Below are 16,727 nucleotides of genomic sequence, written 5' to 3'. Positions count from 1 at the left end.
CGCCGGATGGACGGCCGCCGGCGGATGGGCGGTGGACGCTGTCGCCGCCGAACGACGCTGCGCGGTCAGAACCGCTTTGTCGCCGCGCCACGACGGGTCGACCGTGAGCGAACCCGAGGAGTCGACGAAGCGGACGCGCCCGTGTCCCTACTGCGGGGCGTCGATGGTCCATCGCCACTGCGAGTACGTCTGTCCGCATCACGGCGTCGTCTTCGACTGTTCGGACCCGTTCTACGGCTGACCGCCGCCTCGTTCGCAACGCCGTCGGGATCGGCGCGCCGAGCGGGCGCAATGTGACGTGGCTCACGGCGAGAAAATTCCGGTCGAGAACGGCCGAAACCGCACGCCCGAACCGGCACCAACTGTTATGGTGTCGGCCGCCGTAAGGAATTCTACTCAGATGCGAGGACGGGACAGTGAAGACAGCGTGCGGGACGCGTCGGGGCGACGATGGTAGCCGACGACCAGATCGCCCGGAGCAAGCGCATCCAACAGCGCACGGGGAAGACCTTCCACTTCGCGACCCGGGTGCTGCCCGAACGGGTTCGCGAGCCGACGTACGTGCTGTACGCGTTCTTCCGGGTCGCCGACGAGGTCGTCGACGGCGCGGAGACGGCCCCGTCCGAGGAACAGCGCCGGGAGCTGGATCGCCTCCGCGACGCCGCGCTCGGCCGCGAGGAGACCGACGACGCCGTCCTCTCGGCGTTCGCCGAGCTGTGTGAGGAACACGATATCGCCGAGGAGGACGTCGAGACGTTCATCGAGGCGATGCGCGAGGACATCGACACCGACCGCTACGAGACGTACGAGGCCCTCGAGGCGTACATGGACGGCTCCGCCTCCGCCGTCGGTCGGATGATGACGGCGGTGATGGACCCCGAGGACCCCGATGCCGCCCTCCCGCACGCGACCGCCCTCGGCGACGCGTTCCAGCTGTCGAACTTCCTGCGGGACGTGCGCGAGGACATCGTCGAGTTGGACCGGGTGTACCTTCCCCAGGAGACCCTCCGCGAGTACGGCGTCACCGAGGCACAGCTGAAGCGCTTCGAGTTCGACGGGAACGTCGAGGCGGCGATGCGCCACGAGCTTCGCCGCGCGGAGTCGCTGTACAAGGAGGGCGTCGCGGGGATCAAATACCTCCCCGAGGACTGCCAGTTCGCCGTGTTGCTGGCGGCGGTGCTGTACGCCGAGCACCACGCGCTCATCCGCGAGCGCGGCTTCGACACGCTCACCGAGACGCCGGAACTCGGGTCGCTGCGCAAGCTGAAGCTGTTCGTCAGAACGCGGTGGGCGTGGTTCAGATGTAAGGACCCGGAAACCGTGTTCCGCCGCGTCTCCTGTGTCCGGTACGGCGACAGCGAGTCGAACCGTTCGGGCGCCGGCCACGCCGACCGCGTCCCCGCGCGCTGACGCCGCGGGTCGCCGTTCTCGCGCGCGCTGACGCCGCGGGTCGCCGTTCTCGCGCGCGCTGACGCGGTCGGTTTCGGTTTCTTTGTCGACGCCGCGGCCTCTCCTTCCCGGTCCGTCCTTCAGAACGCCTGCCTGAGCAGCGACGCGTCGAAGCGGTCGGCACGGACCAGTCCGATACCGATGCACGCCGCGACCGCGGCGGCGACGGGGTTCCAGAACCAGAGGTTGACGCCGCCCCACAGCAGCACGAAGCTCACCATGTCGTCGAGCATGAACTCGCACTCGGCGAGGCGCTCGCGCAGCGCCGCGCGGTCGAAGGCGGCGTCGAGCGCGACGACCGCGACGGTCGCGGAGACGACCCAGCCGGCGTAGTTCGACAGCGGGACGCCGTAGAAGCCCGCTCCGGAGAGCACGCCGACGGCGCCCGCGTCGGCGACCCCCTCGTACGCCCAGAAGCCGAGCGCGACGGCCCCTGGATCCAGCACCACGTCCATGACGAGCACGAGCGCGATGACCGCGAGCAGCCGCACGGCCGCGCGCTCCGCCCGGTCGCCCAGCTGGAGCAGACACAGGAGGTAGGCGTTCGCCACAAGCGGGAGGAAGAACACCGGCAACCCCAGGGGAACGCCGCCCAGTTCCGGCCCGAGCGCGACGAGGTACTCGAACTCGCCGTAGGGCCACCCGGTCGTCACGCCGACGTACTCGATGGCGTACGCGTACGCCGACAGCAGCCCGATCCCCGCCAACTCGCGTTTCCCCACCAGCGGCGCGAGTCCGACCACCAGCGGCGAGCGCATCACGAGCGTCCCGAGCAGGAGCATGCCGCCGTTGAACGCCAGCGGGGCAAGCGGCGTGCCCGCGAACGCGCCCTCCGCGCTGGCGACGAGCAGGACCGCGCCCACGACCGGAAACACGACCGAGATGGTGAACCGGTTCTCGCGCACGAGCGCGTCGAGGCTCGCCTCCGCCTCCCGCCGGTCGGCCGGTATCGCCTCGCGGAGGGCCGTGAGCCGTCCCGGGCGGGTCTCGGGACTCACGGCAGCACCGCCTCCGGGGGGACGATCCGGGTCAGCGCGCCCATCGTGAGTACGGCGCCGACGGCGGTGTTGATCGCGGGGAACCACCAGTACGCGCGGTCGACGGCGACGCCCGCGAGGCGGACGACTGCCACGAGGGCCGGGTACGCGAGCAACACCGCGCCGATCCGCGGGTCGACCGCTGCGAACGCGCCCGCTGCGGCGAGCCAACAGGCCGCGCAGTACACGAGCGTCCGCGACTCGCCGAGCGCGGTCGCGGTCGTCCGGATACCCGCCGCGCGGTCCGGCTCGATGTCGGGGATCGCCGAGAACGTGTGCATCCCCATCGCCCACAGCCACGCGCCCGCGAGCGCCGCGAGCGGCGGCGCGGTTCCGGCGACGAGGGCGTACGCCGCCGCGCCGGGGAGGACGTATAGCCCGTTCGACAGCGAATCCAGCAGCGGCGTCGTCTTGAACCGCAGCGGCGGCGCCGAGTACCCCGCCCCGAGGAGGAAGAAGCCCGCGAGGTACGGCCACGCCGCCGGCGGCATGATCGCGAACGTCCCCGCGCCCAGCGCCAGCGACGCGACGACGACCGCGGGGACGAGGCGGTCGCCGCCGTAGCGGACCTCCCGGCCGCCCTTCTTCGGGTTCTCCTCGTCGACGTCTCGGTCGAACACGTCGTTGACGCCGTAGAGGAACAGGTTCGCCGGGAGCAGGAAGTAGCCGAACAGGAGGACGTTCTCCAGGGCGAATAGCTCGGCCACGTTCGCCGCGCCGAAGGCGACCCCGACGACGATCGGCCCCGCGAGGTACAGCCAGAAGCGCGGGCGCGAGAGCTTCAGGAGGTAGCGGGCGCTCGCGGCGGCGCCGGCGCGGTCGGTCGGGTCGCCGTCGAGGGAGTCGCTCGCGTCGGGATCGGCGGAGTCGGTCGCATCGGCGTCGCCGGAATCGGTCGGGTCGGTGGCGGTCGGCATGGGCGCGGTCAGGACGATTCGGCCATCGTTTCGGCCGTGAGCAGCCCCGAGATCAGACACATGGGAACCCCGATCCCGGGCGTCGTCGTCGACCCCGTGAAGTAGAGGCCGTCCACCTCCGAGGACTCGTGGCCGGGGCGGAACGGCGCCGTCTGGCGCAGCGTGTGCGCGAGCCCCAGCGCCGACCCCTTCATCGAGTTGTAGCGCGTCGCGAAGTCGTCGACGCAGAACTCCTCCTCGAAGACGATGCGCTCGCGCAGGTCGACGCCGGTGTTCTCGGCGATGTCCTCCAGGACCAGTTCGCGGTACCGGCTCCGGAGTTCCGGCGTGTCCTCAAGCCCCGCCGCGATCGGGACGAGGACGAACAGGTTCGAGTGCCCCTCCGGCGCGACGGTGTCGTCGGTCTTCGAGGGGACACAGAGGTAGTAGGCGGGGTCGTCGGGCCAGGCCGGGTCCTCGAAGATCTGCTCGAAGTGCTCGTCCCAGTCGGTCGGGAGCACGAGCGTGTGGTGGGCGAGCTCCTCCACGTCGCCCTCGACGCCCATGTACAGGAGGTACGCGGAGGGGGCGTACGTGCGCGACTCCCAGTAGTCGGCGTCGTACTGGCGCTTGCGCGGCGCGAGCAGCTCCTGCTCCGTGTGGGCGTAGTCGGCGTCGCTGACGACGAGATCCGGGAAGTAGCTCTCGCCGCCTCCGGTCGCGATCGCGGCGTCGGCCGACGCGCCGGCCGTGTCACCGGCGCCGTCCGCGGCGACTCCGGCCATCCCGGCCGCGGCGTCGCCGTCGCCGGCGGCGGTCTCCACCTTGAACCCGCCGCGCTGTCCTTTGATCGCGGTGACCGGCGCGTTCGTCACGTAGTCGACCCCGAGTTCGGCGCCCAACTCGACGATGCCGTCGACGACGGCGCCGACGCCGCCGTCCGGGTAGTAGACGCCGAGGTTGAAGTCGACGTGGCTCATGAGGTTGTACAGCGCCGGCGTGTTGTGCGGCGATCCCCCGAGGAACACCAGCGTGTACTGCATGATCTGCTGGAGCTTCGGGTGATCGAAGTAGTCCTCGACGTGGTCCTGCATCGACCCGATCAGCGACAGCCCCCACGAGTAGCGCAGCACGTCGGGGTCGACGAAGTCCGCGAGGTCGTCGCGGTGTTCGTACACGAAGTGCTCCATCCCGATCTCGTAGTTGCGCTCGGACTTGCGGAGGTAGTCGTCGAAGGCGTCGCCGGCGCCGGTCTCGTACGACTCGAACGTCTCGCGGTTCGTCTCCAGGTCCGGAACGAGATCCACCCGATCGCCGTCCTTGAAGAAGATCCGGTAGTGGGGGTCCAGCCGCGACAGCGAGTAGTACTCCGACGGCCTCCGGCCGAAGTGGCCGAAGAACGTCTCGAACACGTCGGGCATCAGGTACCACGACGGCCCCATGTCGAACCGGAAGCCCTCGGCCTCCAGCGTGGAGGCCCGGCCGCCGAGCTGCTCGTTCTTCTCCAGGAGGGTCACGTCGGCGCCGGCGTCGGCCAGGTAGCAGGCCGTCGACAGCCCGCCGAAGCCGCCGCCGATCACGACCACGTCCTCGCCGGCCAGCGAGGAGCGGTCACGAGGGTCACGCATTAACCGTGTTACGGCGGGGCGGCGTATAAATATGGGCGCACGGACGGGGGCGCTCTCCGACGAGCCCTATTTCGTCACCCACGGACCCCTCCACCCGCGGCGCCGCGGCCCGCAACCACTACCTCCCGCCGACCCCTGGCGATCCCATGGACGGAATCACCGCGGTCGTCACCGGCGGAACGCGCGGCGTCGGGCGAGCCGTCGCCTCGGCGTTCGGCGACGCCGGCGCACACGTCGTCGTCTGCTCGCGCGACGGCGACGCGGTCGACGAGACGGTCGACGCGCTCTCGCGCTCGGCCTCGGGCCTCCGGGCGGACGTGCGCGATGAGTTCGACCTCGAACGCCTCATGGAACACGCCGACCGCGCAGGCGAGCGCGAGGGGATCGACGTGGTCGTCGCCAACGCCGGCGTCACCCACGGCGCGCCCGGCGAGATGCCCCTCGACGGCGAGTCATACAGCCGGTTCGACGACACGCTTCGCACGAACGTCCGCGGCGTGTTCGCGACGGTCCGGGAGGCGGTCCCGTACCTGGCCGACGACGCGCGGATCCTCGTCCCCTCGGGGTCGATCGCCCGCGACGCGAAGCCGGGAATGGGTGCGTACGCCGTCTCGAAGGCCGGCGCCGAGGCGGTCGTCCGGCAGGCGCACGCCGACCTCGACGCGACGGCGATGACGCTCGATCCGGGGCTGGTCGACACCGCGCTCACGGGGAACCAGGACGGGAGGAAGCCCGAGGACGTGGCCCCGATGTTCGTGTGGGCGGCCACCGAGGCCGACGCCGACGAGCACGGCGGCGCGGTCGTCGGGCTCCGGGAGTGGAAGTCGGCGACGCGGTAGCGGGGCGGGGTGAAGCCAACCGGTTCGAAGAAACGGGAGAATCCGCGAGGGGTCGTCGCGCCGGCTTACGACGTCGACGGCGACATCGAGATGTTGAGCCCCTTCTGGATGATCTGGGTGAACGCCATCGAGCACAGGAAGTACCAGATGATCCAGGTGGGCATGATGAACAGCGAGTCCGTCCAGCCGACCTGCCCCGCGATCGGGAGCACGATCGGCTGGAGGTCGGTCCAGACGCCCTCGGCGCCGCGGAAGCCGATCCCCCAGTACATCCACAGGAACGCGGGGATCGTGAGCACCATGATCCACACCATCGGGCGGAACTGCTCTTTGAACATGCCGAGCTGGTCGCCCATGGCCTCCATCTGCTCCTCCTGGATGGCGTCCATCGCCTCGTCGTCGCCGCGCTCCTTGGCCTCCTTGCGCCGCTCCTGGATGTCCTTCATCCGCTGTTGGTAGGCGGCCATCCGGTCCATGTCCATCAGGTTCGCGCGCAGGAGCGTGGAGTACAGCCCGGTGAGCGTCGCGATGATCATGATGACCGCATACAGCGGCAGCAGGTCCTGCAGCGGGCCGAAGATCACGTCGATCCCGTTGCCGACGACGTCCCGGACCGGGCCGTAGGAGTAGCCGACGAAGAACAGCAGCGTCACGACGGCCGCGCCCTTGTCGTAGATGCTCCACGACGCCCCGTCGGAGTCGGGGATCTCGACGCTGCTGCCGCCCGTGCTCGCGCCGCCGCCGGAGTCGTCGGGCGCCTCCAGCCCGTCCTCGATCGCGTCGCGGTCGGCGAGCGCGAAGCCCGCCTCGCCGTCCTCGAGGAGGCCGCGCTCGATGAGCCGACCCCACTGCCCGCTGGAGAGCTCCTCGCGCACGTCGACCCACCGGATATCGCCGTCCTCCGCGCGCTCGAGGACGAGTTCGATCGCCTCGCGCATCTCGGGCTCCTCGGCGAGCTCCCGAGTGCGCTTCTCGATTCGTGCCATTGGCAGTCGCTAAGCGATAGCCACGTAAGAAGGTTGTACTCTCGGCGCGCCGCGGGCTCGACGCCGGGACCGCCGGGTCAGGCCTCGACCACGTCGCGCAGGCGGTCGAACACGTCGTCGGGGGTGCCCTCGCCGGACACCTCGACGAGCGTTCCCTCCTCGCGGTAGTGCTCGACGACCGGCTCGGTGTTCTCGCGGTAGACGCGCAGGCGCTCGCGGACGGTGTCCTCGGTGTCGTCCTCGCGCTGGACCAGCTCGCCGCCGCACTCGTCGCAGACGCCCGCCTCCTCGGGCCGGTCGAACTCGACGTGGTAGGTGGCACCGCAGTCGTCGCACACGCGGCGGCCGGTGAGTCGTTCGACGAGTTCGTCCTCGGGGACGCTCAGGAAGACGACGTGGTCGAGGTCGGTCTCCTCGCTGAGGAACTCCGCCTGGTCGAGGTTGCGCGGATAGCCGTCGAGCACGAAGCCGTCGGCGTCCTCGAGGGCGGCGACGACGATCTCGTTGACGACGGGGTCGGGGACGAGCTCGCCGGCGTCCATGTACTCGCCGGGCGTGCCGTACTCCGTCTCCATCTCCTTGTTCTGGCGGAGCGCGTCGCCCGTCGTGATGTGATCGAGGTCGTACTCGTCCGTGAGTCGCGTCGCCTGGGTGCCCTTTCCGGCCCCCGGCGGACCGAGCAGCAGGATTCGGTGGTCGGTCATACCCGAACGCTCCGGGGCCACGGTGAAAGGCGTGCTGAATCCGGCGCGGTTCGCGGGGTCGCGAGCGCCCGGTTTTTACCCCGGTTGGCCGTACGAACGAGCATGACCAGATTCGACGCCGACACGCCGGCCGACCGGCGAAAGCTGTTCGCCGACGCCGTCACGGCCCACCGCGAGCGCGGCAGCGCCTTCCTCACGATCGAGGTCGAGCCGCCGCGCGAGGAGCTGCAATTCGGGGAGGCCGAGGACGAGGACGGCGGGCCGACCGTCGACGCGAACCCGGACGCGGACCCCGACGACGCCGAGTCGCCCCCGCCGTGGATCCAGTTCGCCGAGAAGACGTTCAACCTCGACTGCACCGACGAGGAGCTGGAGCGCCTGCACGACCTGCTCGACGAGTACCCGGAGTTCCGGATCGACGAGCAGGAGACGCCCGAGGACGCCGAGGGGACGAACGTCCGCATCTCGGCGCGCTCGGACGCCAACCGGCTCGCGGGCTTTCTCGACCGCGCGTTCGCGGAGGTGTACGACCAGCCCGACGACTACCGGGCGTGGGTCGTACAGGTCTGAGCCTGAGCGGTCGGGACCGTCGCCGACGCGGAATCAGTGACCTACTCGCGTTCGATGAGCAGGTACAACAGTAGCACCGCGCCGGCGCCGAAGACGGAGACGAACAGCCCCGCGAGCACGGTCGCCAGCGCCCACAGCGTCTCGTCGGTGTCGCGCCGGCCCTTGGCGTCCTGATACACCCAGTAGGCCATCCCGACCGGGAGCAACAGCGAGAAGATCAGCACGAGGATGAAGAAGACGATCAGCAGCTCGACGCCGCCGGGGATACCGCCGAACAGTGGAAGGGGGACCATGTCCCGGCGTTGCGACGCGTCCGATAAAAATCCCGTCGGTGTCGCCGGCCGCGACTCAGTCGCGGATGACGACGAAGTAGTACACCGCGAACGCGACCAGAAAGCCCAACAGGTTCAACAGCAACGACGCCAGCGCCATCCCGCCGGCCCACAGTTTCGGCGAGTCGGTCTTTCGGGCCGTCGCGTCCTGGTAGGTGAAGTAGCCGACGACGGCGGCGACGATCACGTTGAGCAGGCCGAAGATCCCGGGGTCGATCAGGCCGAACTGGAGCGGCAGCGTCGCCGCGGCCGCGACTGTGAGGTCCATGTCTGCGAACACCGCCTCGGAGACGATAACCCCTGCGGCACCGCTCCTCGCGCCTCCTGGCGCAGTCACTCCTCGCGTCGGCCGTTCCCGTCCCCTCCGGCGGGGTCGGGGACCTGATGGTCGCGGCCGGCGACGAGGTACAGCGCGGCGAGGACGACCAGCGCGGCCGTGCTGGCGACGCCGACGAGGACCGCGGCGGTCGGCCACGCGCGGGGGTTGTCGCTGCGGAACCCGGCGTCCCACCCGACGAGGCCGGCGACACCGGCGGCCGGCACGAGTCGGACGAGGAAGGTCCACGCGAGGTCGGCGCCGCCCGGAAGCGATCCGAACAGCGGCGGGAGCGACGCGCCGAGCAGTGGGAGGAAGTCGCCGGGGAACACGGTCGGGCTCCCCGGCAGCGGGAGAAAAACCGTCCGGTCGTCAGTACAGCGAGTCGTCGGTGAGGTCGGCCGCGAGCACGAAGTCGGGCTCGTCGGAGACGGGGGTGCGCGCCGCGGCTGCGTCCGACACCCACCGAACCCCCTCTGGGATCAGGATGCGCGTCTCGTCGATCCCGCGCTCGGCGGCGTCGCGTGCGACCGCGTCCGTGAGGGCGTCCAACGCCTCGGTGTCGTCCCACCCGGCGACGTGGTAGATGCCCCACGTCACCGTCTCCCCGTCGTCGGTCTCGCGGTCGTACGTGTACGCCAGCGCCGACATCGCCCGGGTGCCGCCGTCGGCGACGACGAACAGACCGTCGCGGTCTGCGGCGTTCCGGAGGTCCGCGCGCGTCAGCTCCGAGCAGGCCCACGACTCCTCGTCGTCCATCGCGAGCCCGCGGAGGTGCTCGCGGGCGTCGCTGGCCGTCCAGTACGCCCACGCGGCGTCTGGATCGCCGACCACGTCGAGCGCGGGGTCGGCGTCGGCGTCCGGATCGGGCTGGAGCCAGCGGAATTCCGTCATGGGGCCGAAGCCGACCGAGCGCGACTGGCCCAGGCCCGCGACGTTCCACGAGAACACCATGTTCCGGCAGACGACGGCGCCCCTATCGCGCGCCCAGCGGAACGCCGCCCGCGAGAGCTCCGGCGAGAGGTTCCGGCCGCGGTAGTCGGGATTGACGCGCATCGCCTGCGCCCACGCCTCCGTGTCCGAGAGCATGACGCACTGGAGGACGCCGGCCACGTCGTCGCCGTCGTCGACATCGACGACCAGCGTGCGTTGGTCCGGCCCGTCGCCGGCGACCATCTCGTCGAACACGTCCGGGAGGTAATCGCCGTGTCTGTCGCCCCAGGTGTCGCGCGTGAACCGGACGACGTGTTCAACGTCGGACTCGCGTGCCTGCCGGATCGCGAACTCGTGGTCGGGGTCCTCGCGGGCGATCTCCCGTCGGCTCATACCCAGGGCGTGGACTCCTCGGTCAGCTCGCCCGCCAGATCGCGCCCCATCGCGTCCTCGGGGCCGGCGGCGTTCGCGAGCGCCCACATCAGTTTCACCTTCGCGGTGCCTGGGAGCGTGTCGCCGGCCTCGACGATGCCGGCGTCGAGTAGGTCGCGCCCGGTGTCGTACACGCGGTCGCAGACGCGCCCCTCCAGACACTGGCTCGTCATGACGACCGTCGCGCCGTCGTCGACGAGGTCCTCGAACCGCGGGATGAGGTCGGTGTGGACGTGTCCGAGGCCGGTGCCCTCGATCACGACGCCCGATTTCCCGTCGAGGTAGTCGAGCGCCGCCGGGTCCATCCCGGGCGTGAACTTCACCAGCTCCACGTCCTCGACGAGATCGGACGCGAGCGCGAGGCCCGCGTCGCCGCGGCGGGCGTACGTCTTCCCCTCCCCGAACGACACCGCGATGTCGGACTCGTCAGTTCCGTAGTCGACGCGTCCGAGCGGCTCGGCGCCGACGGTCTCGAAGGCGTCCCGGCGGGAGGTGTGGTTCTTGCGGACGCGCGTCCCCCGGTGGAGCGCGCAGTAGTCGTCGGAGGGCGTCCCGTGCATGCAGACCATCACCTCCGCGCAGTCGGACTTGGCCGCCTCGACCGCGCAGACGGCGTTCATCACGTTGTCCGAGGAGGGTCGGTCCGCCGAGCGCTGGCTCCCGGTGAAGACGACGGGGACCGGCGTGTCGAGCATGAACGACAGCGCCGACGCGGAGTACTGCATCGTGTCGGTGCCGTGCATGACGACGACGCCGTCGGCGCCGGCCGCGATCTCCTCGTAGACGGCCTCGGCGAGGTCCGTCCAGATCGCGGGGTCCATGTTCTCCGAGAGGATGTTGGCGACGACGCGGCCGCGGTAGTTCGCGCGTCCGGCGAGGTCGGGGACGGCGCGCAGCACGTCCTCGGCGTCGAACTGGGCGGTGACGGCGCCGGTGCGGTAGTCGACGGTGGAGGCGATGGTGCCGCCGGTGGAGATGAGCGCCACGGTCGGGAGGTCGTCGTCGAAGGCGACCTCGGAGGCGTCGTCCTCGGCGTCCTCGTCCTCGCCGACCTCGCGGGCGCCGCGCTCCAGCACCTCGACGGCGGCGTCGGCGCGGTCGACGCCGACGTTGTACCCGCCCTCCAGCTTGAGCACGAGGTGCTCCTCGTCGCTCGACGGCATCAACACGCCCTCGTCGGTGACGCCCGCGCGCTCGACGCGGACGCGGTCTCCGGGGCTCGGGGTCATACGCGAGGGTAGCGGCCGGCGCGAACTTGAACCTGCCCGTCCGCGGTTCCGGGTGCGGGGTCCGTGGCCGCGCCGTGTGTCGAACTGCCGCGGTCGCCCGCGCGCGTCCGGTCGATCGCGTCCCCCCGGAACCGGCACAAGAGCCATGAGCGCGCGCCGCCCAGGTGAACCCATGTCCAAGAGCCTGGAGGAGCTTCAGGAACTCGCCGAGCGCGACGGCGCCGCCGGCGACCCCTCCGCCGACTCGTCGACGGGGGCGACAGACGGGGACGACGAGCCCGGCCCCCGGAGCGACGCTGACGACTCGCGCGCGCTGCTGGGGCGGACGCCGTTCTCGGCGAAGGGGTTTCTCGTCACGCTGGCCGTGCTCCTCACGGGACTGATCGCCGGCTCCGCGGTGCCGCTCGTCGGCGGGCTCGCGCGGTATCTCGGGCTGTTCGTCGCCGCGTTCGTCCTCGGCCTGGGTCGCTCGCGACGGGCGTATCTGGAGACGGCCATCGCCGGCGCGCTCGCTGCGGGCGGCGCGTTCCTCCTCGGAACGCTCACGACGGGCAGCCTGCTTATCGGGACCAGCCTGCTCGCCGACTACGGCCTCCCGGTCGCGGGCGTCGGCGTCACCGTCGGCGTGCTCCTGTCGGTCGCGGGCGTGTACTTCGGCCGCGACCTCCGGGCGGGCCTGACGCGGGACGTCGAGTAGTCGTCCGGCGCGCGAGACCCGGGTGCGCTCGCCGCGGACGTTCCTAGCCTGCGAGCCGCCAGCGACCGGACTCGCGCGCGAGCAGGTCCGCGTCCGCGAGCCGTTGCAGCCCGTCCTCGACGGCCTGCGGGTCGGCGTCGACCTCCTCGACGACCGCACGGTGGCTTCCGTCGGTCGAGGTGACGGCCGCGAGCAACTTGGCGTAGAACCGGGAGTCCGCGTCGACGCCGAGGCGGTCGTTCACGCGGTCGAGCAGCTCGCTCATCCGGCCGTGGACCCACCGTTGGGCCAGGGAGAGCTCGTTTTCGAGGTCCTGGAGCTCGTCGAACTCGGCGGCCAACTGGGCCAGATCCCCCCGGCTGTCGTCGCCGCCGCGGTCGCCGTCGCCCGTGGTCGCGTCGCCGTCGCGGTCGTTGTCGCCGCCGGATTCACCGTTGTCTTCGTTGTCTCCGTTATCGCCGGCCGACCGAAGCTCCAGGTCGATGTGCATGTGCGGGCAGCGACCCTGGATGTCGAGGCTCGGGTTGGCGGGGTACGCGGACTTCGTGCCGAAGCCGTGCCGGGAGACGTTCACCTCCAGGCGCACGTCGCGGGCGATGTGGAAGTACTTGCGCCGGCGGTCGTCGGTGTGGCTCTCGATGAGCCCCGCGTCCTCCAGTTTCCGCAGGTGGTCGATGACCGCCTTCGGCGACACGCCGAGGTACTCGCTGATCTCGGTGACGTAACACGGCTTGTGCGAGAGCAGCCGGAGGATGCGCCGGCGGTTCTCGTTTCCCAGGAGATCAAGCAGCACCGCGGAGTCCATACACCCGAGGTAACTGCCGGGCGTATTTAAGCACCGCGTCGGCGACGCCCGCCGTCGCTCGACGGCAGGACGGCGGCCGCGACCGCGACCGCGACGACCGTCGCGGCGAGGCTCCCCAGCGCGAGGGTCCAGCCCGGATCGTACCGCACCGGCGGGTGATTCGACAGCGGGAGCCCGAGGAGGAAGCCGTAGTCGAAGAGGTCGTTCGCGAGTGCGAGGACGGCAACGCCGCCCAGGACCGGCCTCGACGTTCGGCCGACGCGGGCGATCAACAGCGCCTCCGCGAGGAAGGCGGCGTGCGTGGCGAGGATGCCCCAGTACGCCCACAGCGAGTCGGCGTCGAAGCCGACGTACAGGTCGGCGGGGAGATCCGGCCGGACGAACGGAATGTTCAGCGCGAGGAACGTCCACAGCCCGGTCTTCACCAGCCAAACGACCGCGAGCGTCGACAGCACCGACAGCAGGGTGGTCCGAGAGACCGACGACAGCCGGCGGCCGGCGAACGGGACCAGCGCCGCGAGCACGAGCGTGGCGAGCGCGATCGCCGTCGGCGAGTCGCCGTACAGCGGCCACAGCCACGTCGCCACCGCGGGCATCGTCTCGACGTAGTAGCGGACGCCGACGAGGAACGCGAGCGCGTTGACGAGCAGCAACAGCCCCAGCGTGAACGGCGTCGTGAGGTAGAACTCCGCCAGCGACTCGGGAAGCGGGTTTCGGGTCGCGGTGTCGTCGGCCACGGGTTGTCGCCTGCTTCGTCCGCCCACGGCTTAACGGCGCGTGGTTCGGAACCACTCGGGAGACATCCCTCGATACCTCACGGGACACGGGCGGGTGTCCGCGACGGGTCGACCGGCGGAGAGTCGGGGGCGACGACGACGACCACGACGACCGGTGCGTCGGATCCGTATCGATCATCGCCACGGCTAAGCCGGCGACGCGCCACCACACGCCACACCCGAATGAGCCTCCTCGCCGACCTGACCGCCGACGACGGACTCCCCGAGCGCCCGGATCTCCCGTGGTACGTCGCGCCGCTCCCGCGGGCGGTCGAGAACGTCGGCCTCCGGATCGCGTGGGTCGTCGTCGCGATCAACCTCGTCGGCACCGCCTTCGGCTTCTGGTACTACGGCGTTCACCCGCTGCCGCTGTCGGACCCGCTGATCACCTGGCAGCTCGCCGGGACGCCCCCGAGCATGTGGGTCTTCGTCCCCGACTCGCCGGTTGCGACGCTGTTCATCGCGCTCGCGCTGGGGCTGTGGGCGCTGGGCCGGTCGAACGAGTACGTGAACGCGCTGGCCTTCTTCGGCTGCTGGAAGCTCGGGCTGTGGACGCCGTTCGTCCTCCTGGCGTTCGCCGACGGCTTCACGGCCGCCAACCCGCTTCCGATGTACCTGTTCCTGTTGTTCTCGCACCTCGCGATGACCGTCGAGGGCTTTCTCCTCTATCGGATCTCGGGGTTCCCGGTGCGCGCGGTCGCCGTCGCCGTCGCGTGGTACGGCCTCAACGACGTGGTCGACTACTTCGTCCCCGTCGCCGGGACGCCCCACCACACGCTCATGCCCGGGCAGGTGCTGCTCGACTCCGGCGTCGGCTTCACCCACCCGTCGCCGACCCACGAGATCGCCGCCGCCGGCGCGGTCGTCCTCACGCTCACGGCGACGTTCCTCGCGCTGGCGACGCGGGTGAAGCTGCTGGAGGCTGACACGCTCCCGTCCCGGTGACGGCGACCGTCCCCGACGGGTAAGGACTATCCTCCACGGGGGAGAGGCTCCGACCGTGAGCACACCCACACTCTTTCGCGCGATCGCCGACCTCCCGCTGACGATCGAGTCGGTGGCGCTCCGGCGTCGCGCCAGCGACACATCCTCGGGATTCGAGCGCGTGAGCACGACGTTTCGGCTGCGCGGCGGCGGGGAGCTCGGCCGGGGCGAGGACGTGACCTACGACGCGCCGGATCACGACGCGCTGTTCGCGGATCCCGAGCGCGACCCGCGGACGACCGTCGACGGCCTCGGGTTCGAGGCGGCGTTCGCCGGCGAGTGGACGTTCCGGGAGTTCTCCCGACACCTCGACGACGTGGACCTGTTCCCGGTCGGCGAGCCCGAACGGAAGACGGGGTACCCCTATCGCCGCTGGGCCGTCGAGTCGGCGGCGATGGATCTCGCGCTCAGGCAGGCGGACACCGACCTCCCGAGCATCCTCGGGCGCGAGGCGGCCCCCGTCACGTTCGCGGCGTCGACCCGACTGGGCGAGCCACCCACTGCGGACCGCGTGACCGCCATCGCCGAGCGTGTCCCCGGAATCGGGTTCAAGCTCGATCCCACCGACGACTGGACCGACGCCGTCGTCGACGACCTCCCGACCGAACAGGTTCGCGTGCTCGACCTGAAGGGGCTGTACGAGGGGACGGAGGTCGACCAGGAGCCGGACCCGGAGTTCTACGAATGGGTGCTGGAGTCGTTCCCGAACGCGGTGATCGAGGATCCCGCGATCACCGACGAGACCCGGCACGTCTTCGAGGGCGAGGAGCACCGCGTCTCGTGGGACTACCCGATCGACGGCGTCGAGAGCGTCGAGGCCCTGCCGTGGGAACCGGAGTGGCTGAACGTCAAGCCCTCGCGGTTCGGGACGCTGGAGTCGCTGTCGGACACGATCGAGTGGGCACGCGAGCGCGACGTGACGCTGTACGGCGGCGGGCAGTTCGAACTGGGCGTCGGCCGCGACCAACTGCACGCGCTCGCGTCTGTGTTCTACCCGGACGCGCCGAACGACGTGGCCCCCCGCGTGTTCAACGACCCCGACGTACCCGACCGGCTCCCGGCGACGCCGCTGGCCCCCGCGGCCGCCGCGCGCGGCTTCGAGTTCTGAGGGCGAGATCTGAAGCCCGGGGCGTCGCCCTCGGAAGGTAAACCGTTATTTGCCGTCTCGCGCACGGTGGACCCATGGCGACGGACGACGGTCGGATCGCACGCGCGACCGACAACGCGATCCGGTATCCGACCGCCGTCTACCGACTCCTGTTCGTGGTCGCGACCGGCTTCTTCCTGCTGTTCGCCCTGTTTCCCCTCTACTGGCTGCTGGTCGTCTCCGTGACGCCAACGGGGACGTCCCCGGCGCTCGTCCCCGCCGCGGCGACGCCGGCGAACTACCTCGCGGTCGCCGCGGCGGAGTTCCTCAGGTACGTGTTCAACAGCCTCGTCATCGCCGGGAGCACGACCGTCGTCGTGGTCGTCGTCGCCGCCCTCGCGGGGTACGCCTTCGGTCGGCTGGAGTTCCCCGGAAAACGGGTGTTGCTGCTGATCACGCTCTGTGTCGCGTACTTCCCGCCGGTGGCGTTCGTCATCCCGCTGTTTCGGCTGCTCTCGGGGGCGCTCTCCTGGTCGGCGTTCGGGGTCACCCTGGCGAGCCCGGATCTCTTCAACACCCCTGCCGGGCCCGGCGTCCCCCTGACGGGGCTGACGATGCCGCTGGCGATCTTCGTGTTGACGACGTTCTTCGACCGGATCCCGGACACCCTCGAGGACGCCGCGCGCGTCGAGGGGACGACGCGGCTCGGCGCGCTCGTCCGGGTGATCGTTCCGCTGTCGCGCCCGGGGATCGCGACCGCGGCCGTGTTGACGTTCCTCCAGGTGTACACCGAGTTCTTCTTCTCGCTGCTGATGACGAACGGCGACCCGGGGGACTGGGCGCCGATCGTTCCCCCGCTTCGCGGGCTCGCCCCGGCGGACGCGTCGTTCGCCGCCGCGGCCGCGGTGACCGCGCTCCTTCCGGTTATCCTCCTGCTGGCGCTGGCCGACGACCACATCGTCGCCGGGCTGACCACCGGGTACAGGTAGCCGGCGCGACCGAACGGTCGGTCGGCACCGGGGGTCGC

At 70.7% G+C, this 16,727-nt stretch carries 20 protein-coding genes; 8 read left to right on the top strand and 12 right to left on the bottom strand.

Annotation, left to right across the window (positions count from 1 at the left end; all coding sequences use genetic code 11):
• The first annotated feature begins 103 nt into the window (after positions 1 to 103).
• Positions 104 to 241 (top strand): HVO_2523 family zinc finger protein, encoded by a 138-nt coding sequence (locus tag K6T50_RS14405; protein WP_222607257.1) that lies wholly within the window; start codon positions 104 to 106, stop codon positions 239 to 241.
• 209 nt (positions 242 to 450) lie between these two features.
• Positions 451 to 1,410 (top strand): phytoene/squalene synthase family protein, encoded by a 960-nt coding sequence (locus tag K6T50_RS14400; protein ID WP_222607256.1) that lies wholly within the window; start codon positions 451 to 453, stop codon positions 1,408 to 1,410.
• Between the two features lie 119 nt (positions 1,411 to 1,529).
• Here the strand turns inward: K6T50_RS14400 and cruF are convergent, their stop codons facing one another.
• Genes cruF through K6T50_RS14385 form a run of 3 tightly spaced genes read right to left on the bottom strand, consistent with a single transcriptional unit; the run spans position 1,530 to position 5,010 of the window.
• Positions 1,530 to 2,447: a bisanhydrobacterioruberin hydratase gene (cruF, locus tag K6T50_RS14395; RefSeq protein WP_222607255.1), complete on the bottom strand. Its 918-nt coding sequence runs from the start codon at positions 2,445 to 2,447 to the stop codon at positions 1,530 to 1,532.
• Positions 2,444 to 3,403, bottom strand: a complete 960-nt coding sequence (locus K6T50_RS14390; protein ID WP_222607254.1) for a prenyltransferase — start codon at positions 3,401 to 3,403, stop codon at positions 2,444 to 2,446. Before K6T50_RS14390 ends, cruF begins: the two co-directional genes overlap by 4 nt.
• Positions 3,404 to 3,411: 8 nt before the next feature.
• Complete coding sequence (locus K6T50_RS14385) at positions 3,412 to 5,010, bottom strand: phytoene desaturase family protein (protein ID WP_222607253.1); 1,599 nt, start codon at positions 5,008 to 5,010, stop codon at positions 3,412 to 3,414.
• 146 nt (positions 5,011 to 5,156) lie between these two features.
• Between K6T50_RS14385 and K6T50_RS14380 the strand changes: the two genes are divergently transcribed.
• A complete protein-coding gene (locus K6T50_RS14380) occupies positions 5,157 to 5,849 on the top strand; it encodes an SDR family NAD(P)-dependent oxidoreductase (protein WP_222607252.1) in 693 nt (230 codons plus the stop codon).
• A gap of 65 nt (positions 5,850 to 5,914) precedes the next feature.
• Here the strand turns inward: K6T50_RS14380 and K6T50_RS14375 are convergent, their stop codons facing one another.
• Entirely contained in the window at positions 5,915 to 6,835 is a 921-nt protein-coding gene (locus tag K6T50_RS14375) for a DUF106 domain-containing protein (RefSeq protein WP_222607251.1), read from the bottom strand.
• 77 nt (positions 6,836 to 6,912) lie between these two features.
• Positions 6,913 to 7,539 carry an adenylate kinase gene (locus K6T50_RS14370; protein WP_222607250.1) on the bottom strand — a complete coding sequence of 209 codons (627 nt, stop codon included), beginning with the start codon at positions 7,537 to 7,539 and terminating at the stop codon, positions 6,913 to 6,915.
• 102 nt (positions 7,540 to 7,641) lie between these two features.
• On the opposite strand from K6T50_RS14370, the gene K6T50_RS14365 reads away from it, so the two are divergent.
• Entirely contained in the window at positions 7,642 to 8,109 is a 468-nt protein-coding gene (locus tag K6T50_RS14365; protein WP_222607249.1) for a DUF7975 family protein, read from the top strand.
• A gap of 41 nt (positions 8,110 to 8,150) precedes the next feature.
• Here the strand turns inward: K6T50_RS14365 and K6T50_RS14360 are convergent, their stop codons facing one another.
• The 5 genes from K6T50_RS14360 to gatD form a co-directional block, all read right to left on the bottom strand.
• Positions 8,151 to 8,402, bottom strand: a complete 252-nt coding sequence (locus K6T50_RS14360; RefSeq protein ID WP_222607248.1) for a hypothetical protein — start codon at positions 8,400 to 8,402, stop codon at positions 8,151 to 8,153.
• Positions 8,403 to 8,457: 55 nt separating this feature from the next.
• Entirely contained in the window at positions 8,458 to 8,709 is a 252-nt protein-coding gene (locus K6T50_RS14355; protein ID WP_222607247.1) for a hypothetical protein, read from the bottom strand.
• A 65-nt stretch (positions 8,710 to 8,774) separates the two neighbouring features.
• A complete protein-coding gene (locus tag K6T50_RS14350; RefSeq protein WP_222607246.1) occupies positions 8,775 to 9,089 on the bottom strand; it encodes a hypothetical protein in 315 nt (104 codons plus the stop codon).
• A gap of 40 nt (positions 9,090 to 9,129) precedes the next feature.
• Positions 9,130 to 10,083: a GNAT family N-acetyltransferase gene (locus K6T50_RS14345; RefSeq protein ID WP_222607245.1), complete on the bottom strand. Its 954-nt coding sequence runs from the start codon at positions 10,081 to 10,083 to the stop codon at positions 9,130 to 9,132.
• Entirely contained in the window at positions 10,080 to 11,351 is a 1,272-nt protein-coding gene (gatD, locus tag K6T50_RS14340) for a Glu-tRNA(Gln) amidotransferase subunit GatD (RefSeq protein ID WP_222607244.1), read from the bottom strand. The genes K6T50_RS14345 and gatD overlap by 4 nt, the downstream gene beginning before the upstream one ends.
• A gap of 172 nt (positions 11,352 to 11,523) precedes the next feature.
• Here gatD and K6T50_RS14335 point away from each other — a divergent pair, with 172 nt between their 5' ends.
• Entirely contained in the window at positions 11,524 to 12,048 is a 525-nt protein-coding gene (locus K6T50_RS14335) for a hypothetical protein (protein WP_222607243.1), read from the top strand.
• Between the two features lie 43 nt (positions 12,049 to 12,091).
• On the opposite strand, the gene K6T50_RS14330 is transcribed toward K6T50_RS14335, so the two are convergent.
• A complete protein-coding gene (locus K6T50_RS14330; RefSeq protein WP_222607242.1) occupies positions 12,092 to 12,853 on the bottom strand; it encodes an ArsR/SmtB family transcription factor in 762 nt (253 codons plus the stop codon).
• Between the two features lie 26 nt (positions 12,854 to 12,879).
• Complete coding sequence (locus K6T50_RS14325) at positions 12,880 to 13,590, bottom strand: DUF1405 domain-containing protein (protein ID WP_222607241.1); 711 nt, start codon at positions 13,588 to 13,590, stop codon at positions 12,880 to 12,882.
• 222 nt (positions 13,591 to 13,812) lie between these two features.
• Here K6T50_RS14325 and K6T50_RS14320 point away from each other — a divergent pair, with 222 nt between their 5' ends.
• From K6T50_RS14320 to K6T50_RS14310, 3 genes are all read left to right on the top strand, one after another.
• Positions 13,813 to 14,574, top strand: coding sequence for a DUF1405 domain-containing protein (locus tag K6T50_RS14320; RefSeq protein ID WP_222607240.1), 762 nt, complete (start codon positions 13,813 to 13,815; stop codon positions 14,572 to 14,574).
• A 55-nt stretch (positions 14,575 to 14,629) separates the two neighbouring features.
• Positions 14,630 to 15,721, top strand: coding sequence for a hypothetical protein (locus tag K6T50_RS14315; RefSeq protein ID WP_222607239.1), 1,092 nt, complete (start codon positions 14,630 to 14,632; stop codon positions 15,719 to 15,721).
• A gap of 74 nt (positions 15,722 to 15,795) precedes the next feature.
• On the top strand, positions 15,796 to 16,689 hold the full coding sequence (locus K6T50_RS14310) for a carbohydrate ABC transporter permease (protein WP_222607238.1): 894 nt from the start codon (positions 15,796 to 15,798) through the stop codon (positions 16,687 to 16,689).
• The last annotated feature ends 38 nt before the right edge of the window (positions 16,690 to 16,727 follow it).

Source organism: Halobaculum magnesiiphilum (assembly GCF_019823105.1).
Taxonomy (GTDB): domain Archaea; phylum Halobacteriota; class Halobacteria; order Halobacteriales; family Haloferacaceae; genus Halobaculum; species Halobaculum magnesiiphilum.
Note: the sequence above shows the minus strand (reverse complement) of the source record. Positions and strands in the feature narration are given on the sequence as shown.

Excerpts from the sequence above, each read along its gene's own strand:
- K6T50_RS14400 (WP_222607256.1), top strand. The coding sequence starts at position 451 with ATGGTAGCCGACGACCAGATCGCCCGGAGCAAGCGCATCCAACAGCGC.
- K6T50_RS14390 (WP_222607254.1), bottom strand. The coding sequence starts at position 3,403 with ATGCCGACCGCCACCGACCCGACCGATTCCGGCGACGCCGATGCGACC.
- K6T50_RS14385 (WP_222607253.1), bottom strand. The coding sequence starts at position 5,010 with ATGCGTGACCCTCGTGACCGCTCCTCGCTGGCCGGCGAGGACGTGGTC.
- K6T50_RS14380 (WP_222607252.1), top strand. The coding sequence starts at position 5,157 with ATGGACGGAATCACCGCGGTCGTCACCGGCGGAACGCGCGGCGTCGGG.
- K6T50_RS14375 (WP_222607251.1), bottom strand. The coding sequence starts at position 6,835 with ATGGCACGAATCGAGAAGCGCACTCGGGAGCTCGCCGAGGAGCCCGAG.
- K6T50_RS14370 (WP_222607250.1), bottom strand. The coding sequence starts at position 7,539 with ATGACCGACCACCGAATCCTGCTGCTCGGTCCGCCGGGGGCCGGAAAG.
- K6T50_RS14365 (WP_222607249.1), top strand. The coding sequence starts at position 7,642 with ATGACCAGATTCGACGCCGACACGCCGGCCGACCGGCGAAAGCTGTTC.
- K6T50_RS14360 (WP_222607248.1), bottom strand. The coding sequence starts at position 8,402 with ATGGTCCCCCTTCCACTGTTCGGCGGTATCCCCGGCGGCGTCGAGCTG.
- K6T50_RS14355 (WP_222607247.1), bottom strand. The coding sequence starts at position 8,709 with ATGGACCTCACAGTCGCGGCCGCGGCGACGCTGCCGCTCCAGTTCGGC.
- K6T50_RS14345 (WP_222607245.1), bottom strand. The coding sequence starts at position 10,083 with ATGAGCCGACGGGAGATCGCCCGCGAGGACCCCGACCACGAGTTCGCG.
- gatD (WP_222607244.1), bottom strand. The coding sequence starts at position 11,351 with ATGACCCCGAGCCCCGGAGACCGCGTCCGCGTCGAGCGCGCGGGCGTC.
- K6T50_RS14335 (WP_222607243.1), top strand. The coding sequence starts at position 11,524 with ATGTCCAAGAGCCTGGAGGAGCTTCAGGAACTCGCCGAGCGCGACGGC.
- K6T50_RS14330 (WP_222607242.1), bottom strand. The coding sequence starts at position 12,853 with ATGGACTCCGCGGTGCTGCTTGATCTCCTGGGAAACGAGAACCGCCGG.
- K6T50_RS14320 (WP_222607240.1), top strand. The coding sequence starts at position 13,813 with ATGAGCCTCCTCGCCGACCTGACCGCCGACGACGGACTCCCCGAGCGC.
- K6T50_RS14310 (WP_222607238.1), top strand. The coding sequence starts at position 15,796 with ATGGCGACGGACGACGGTCGGATCGCACGCGCGACCGACAACGCGATC.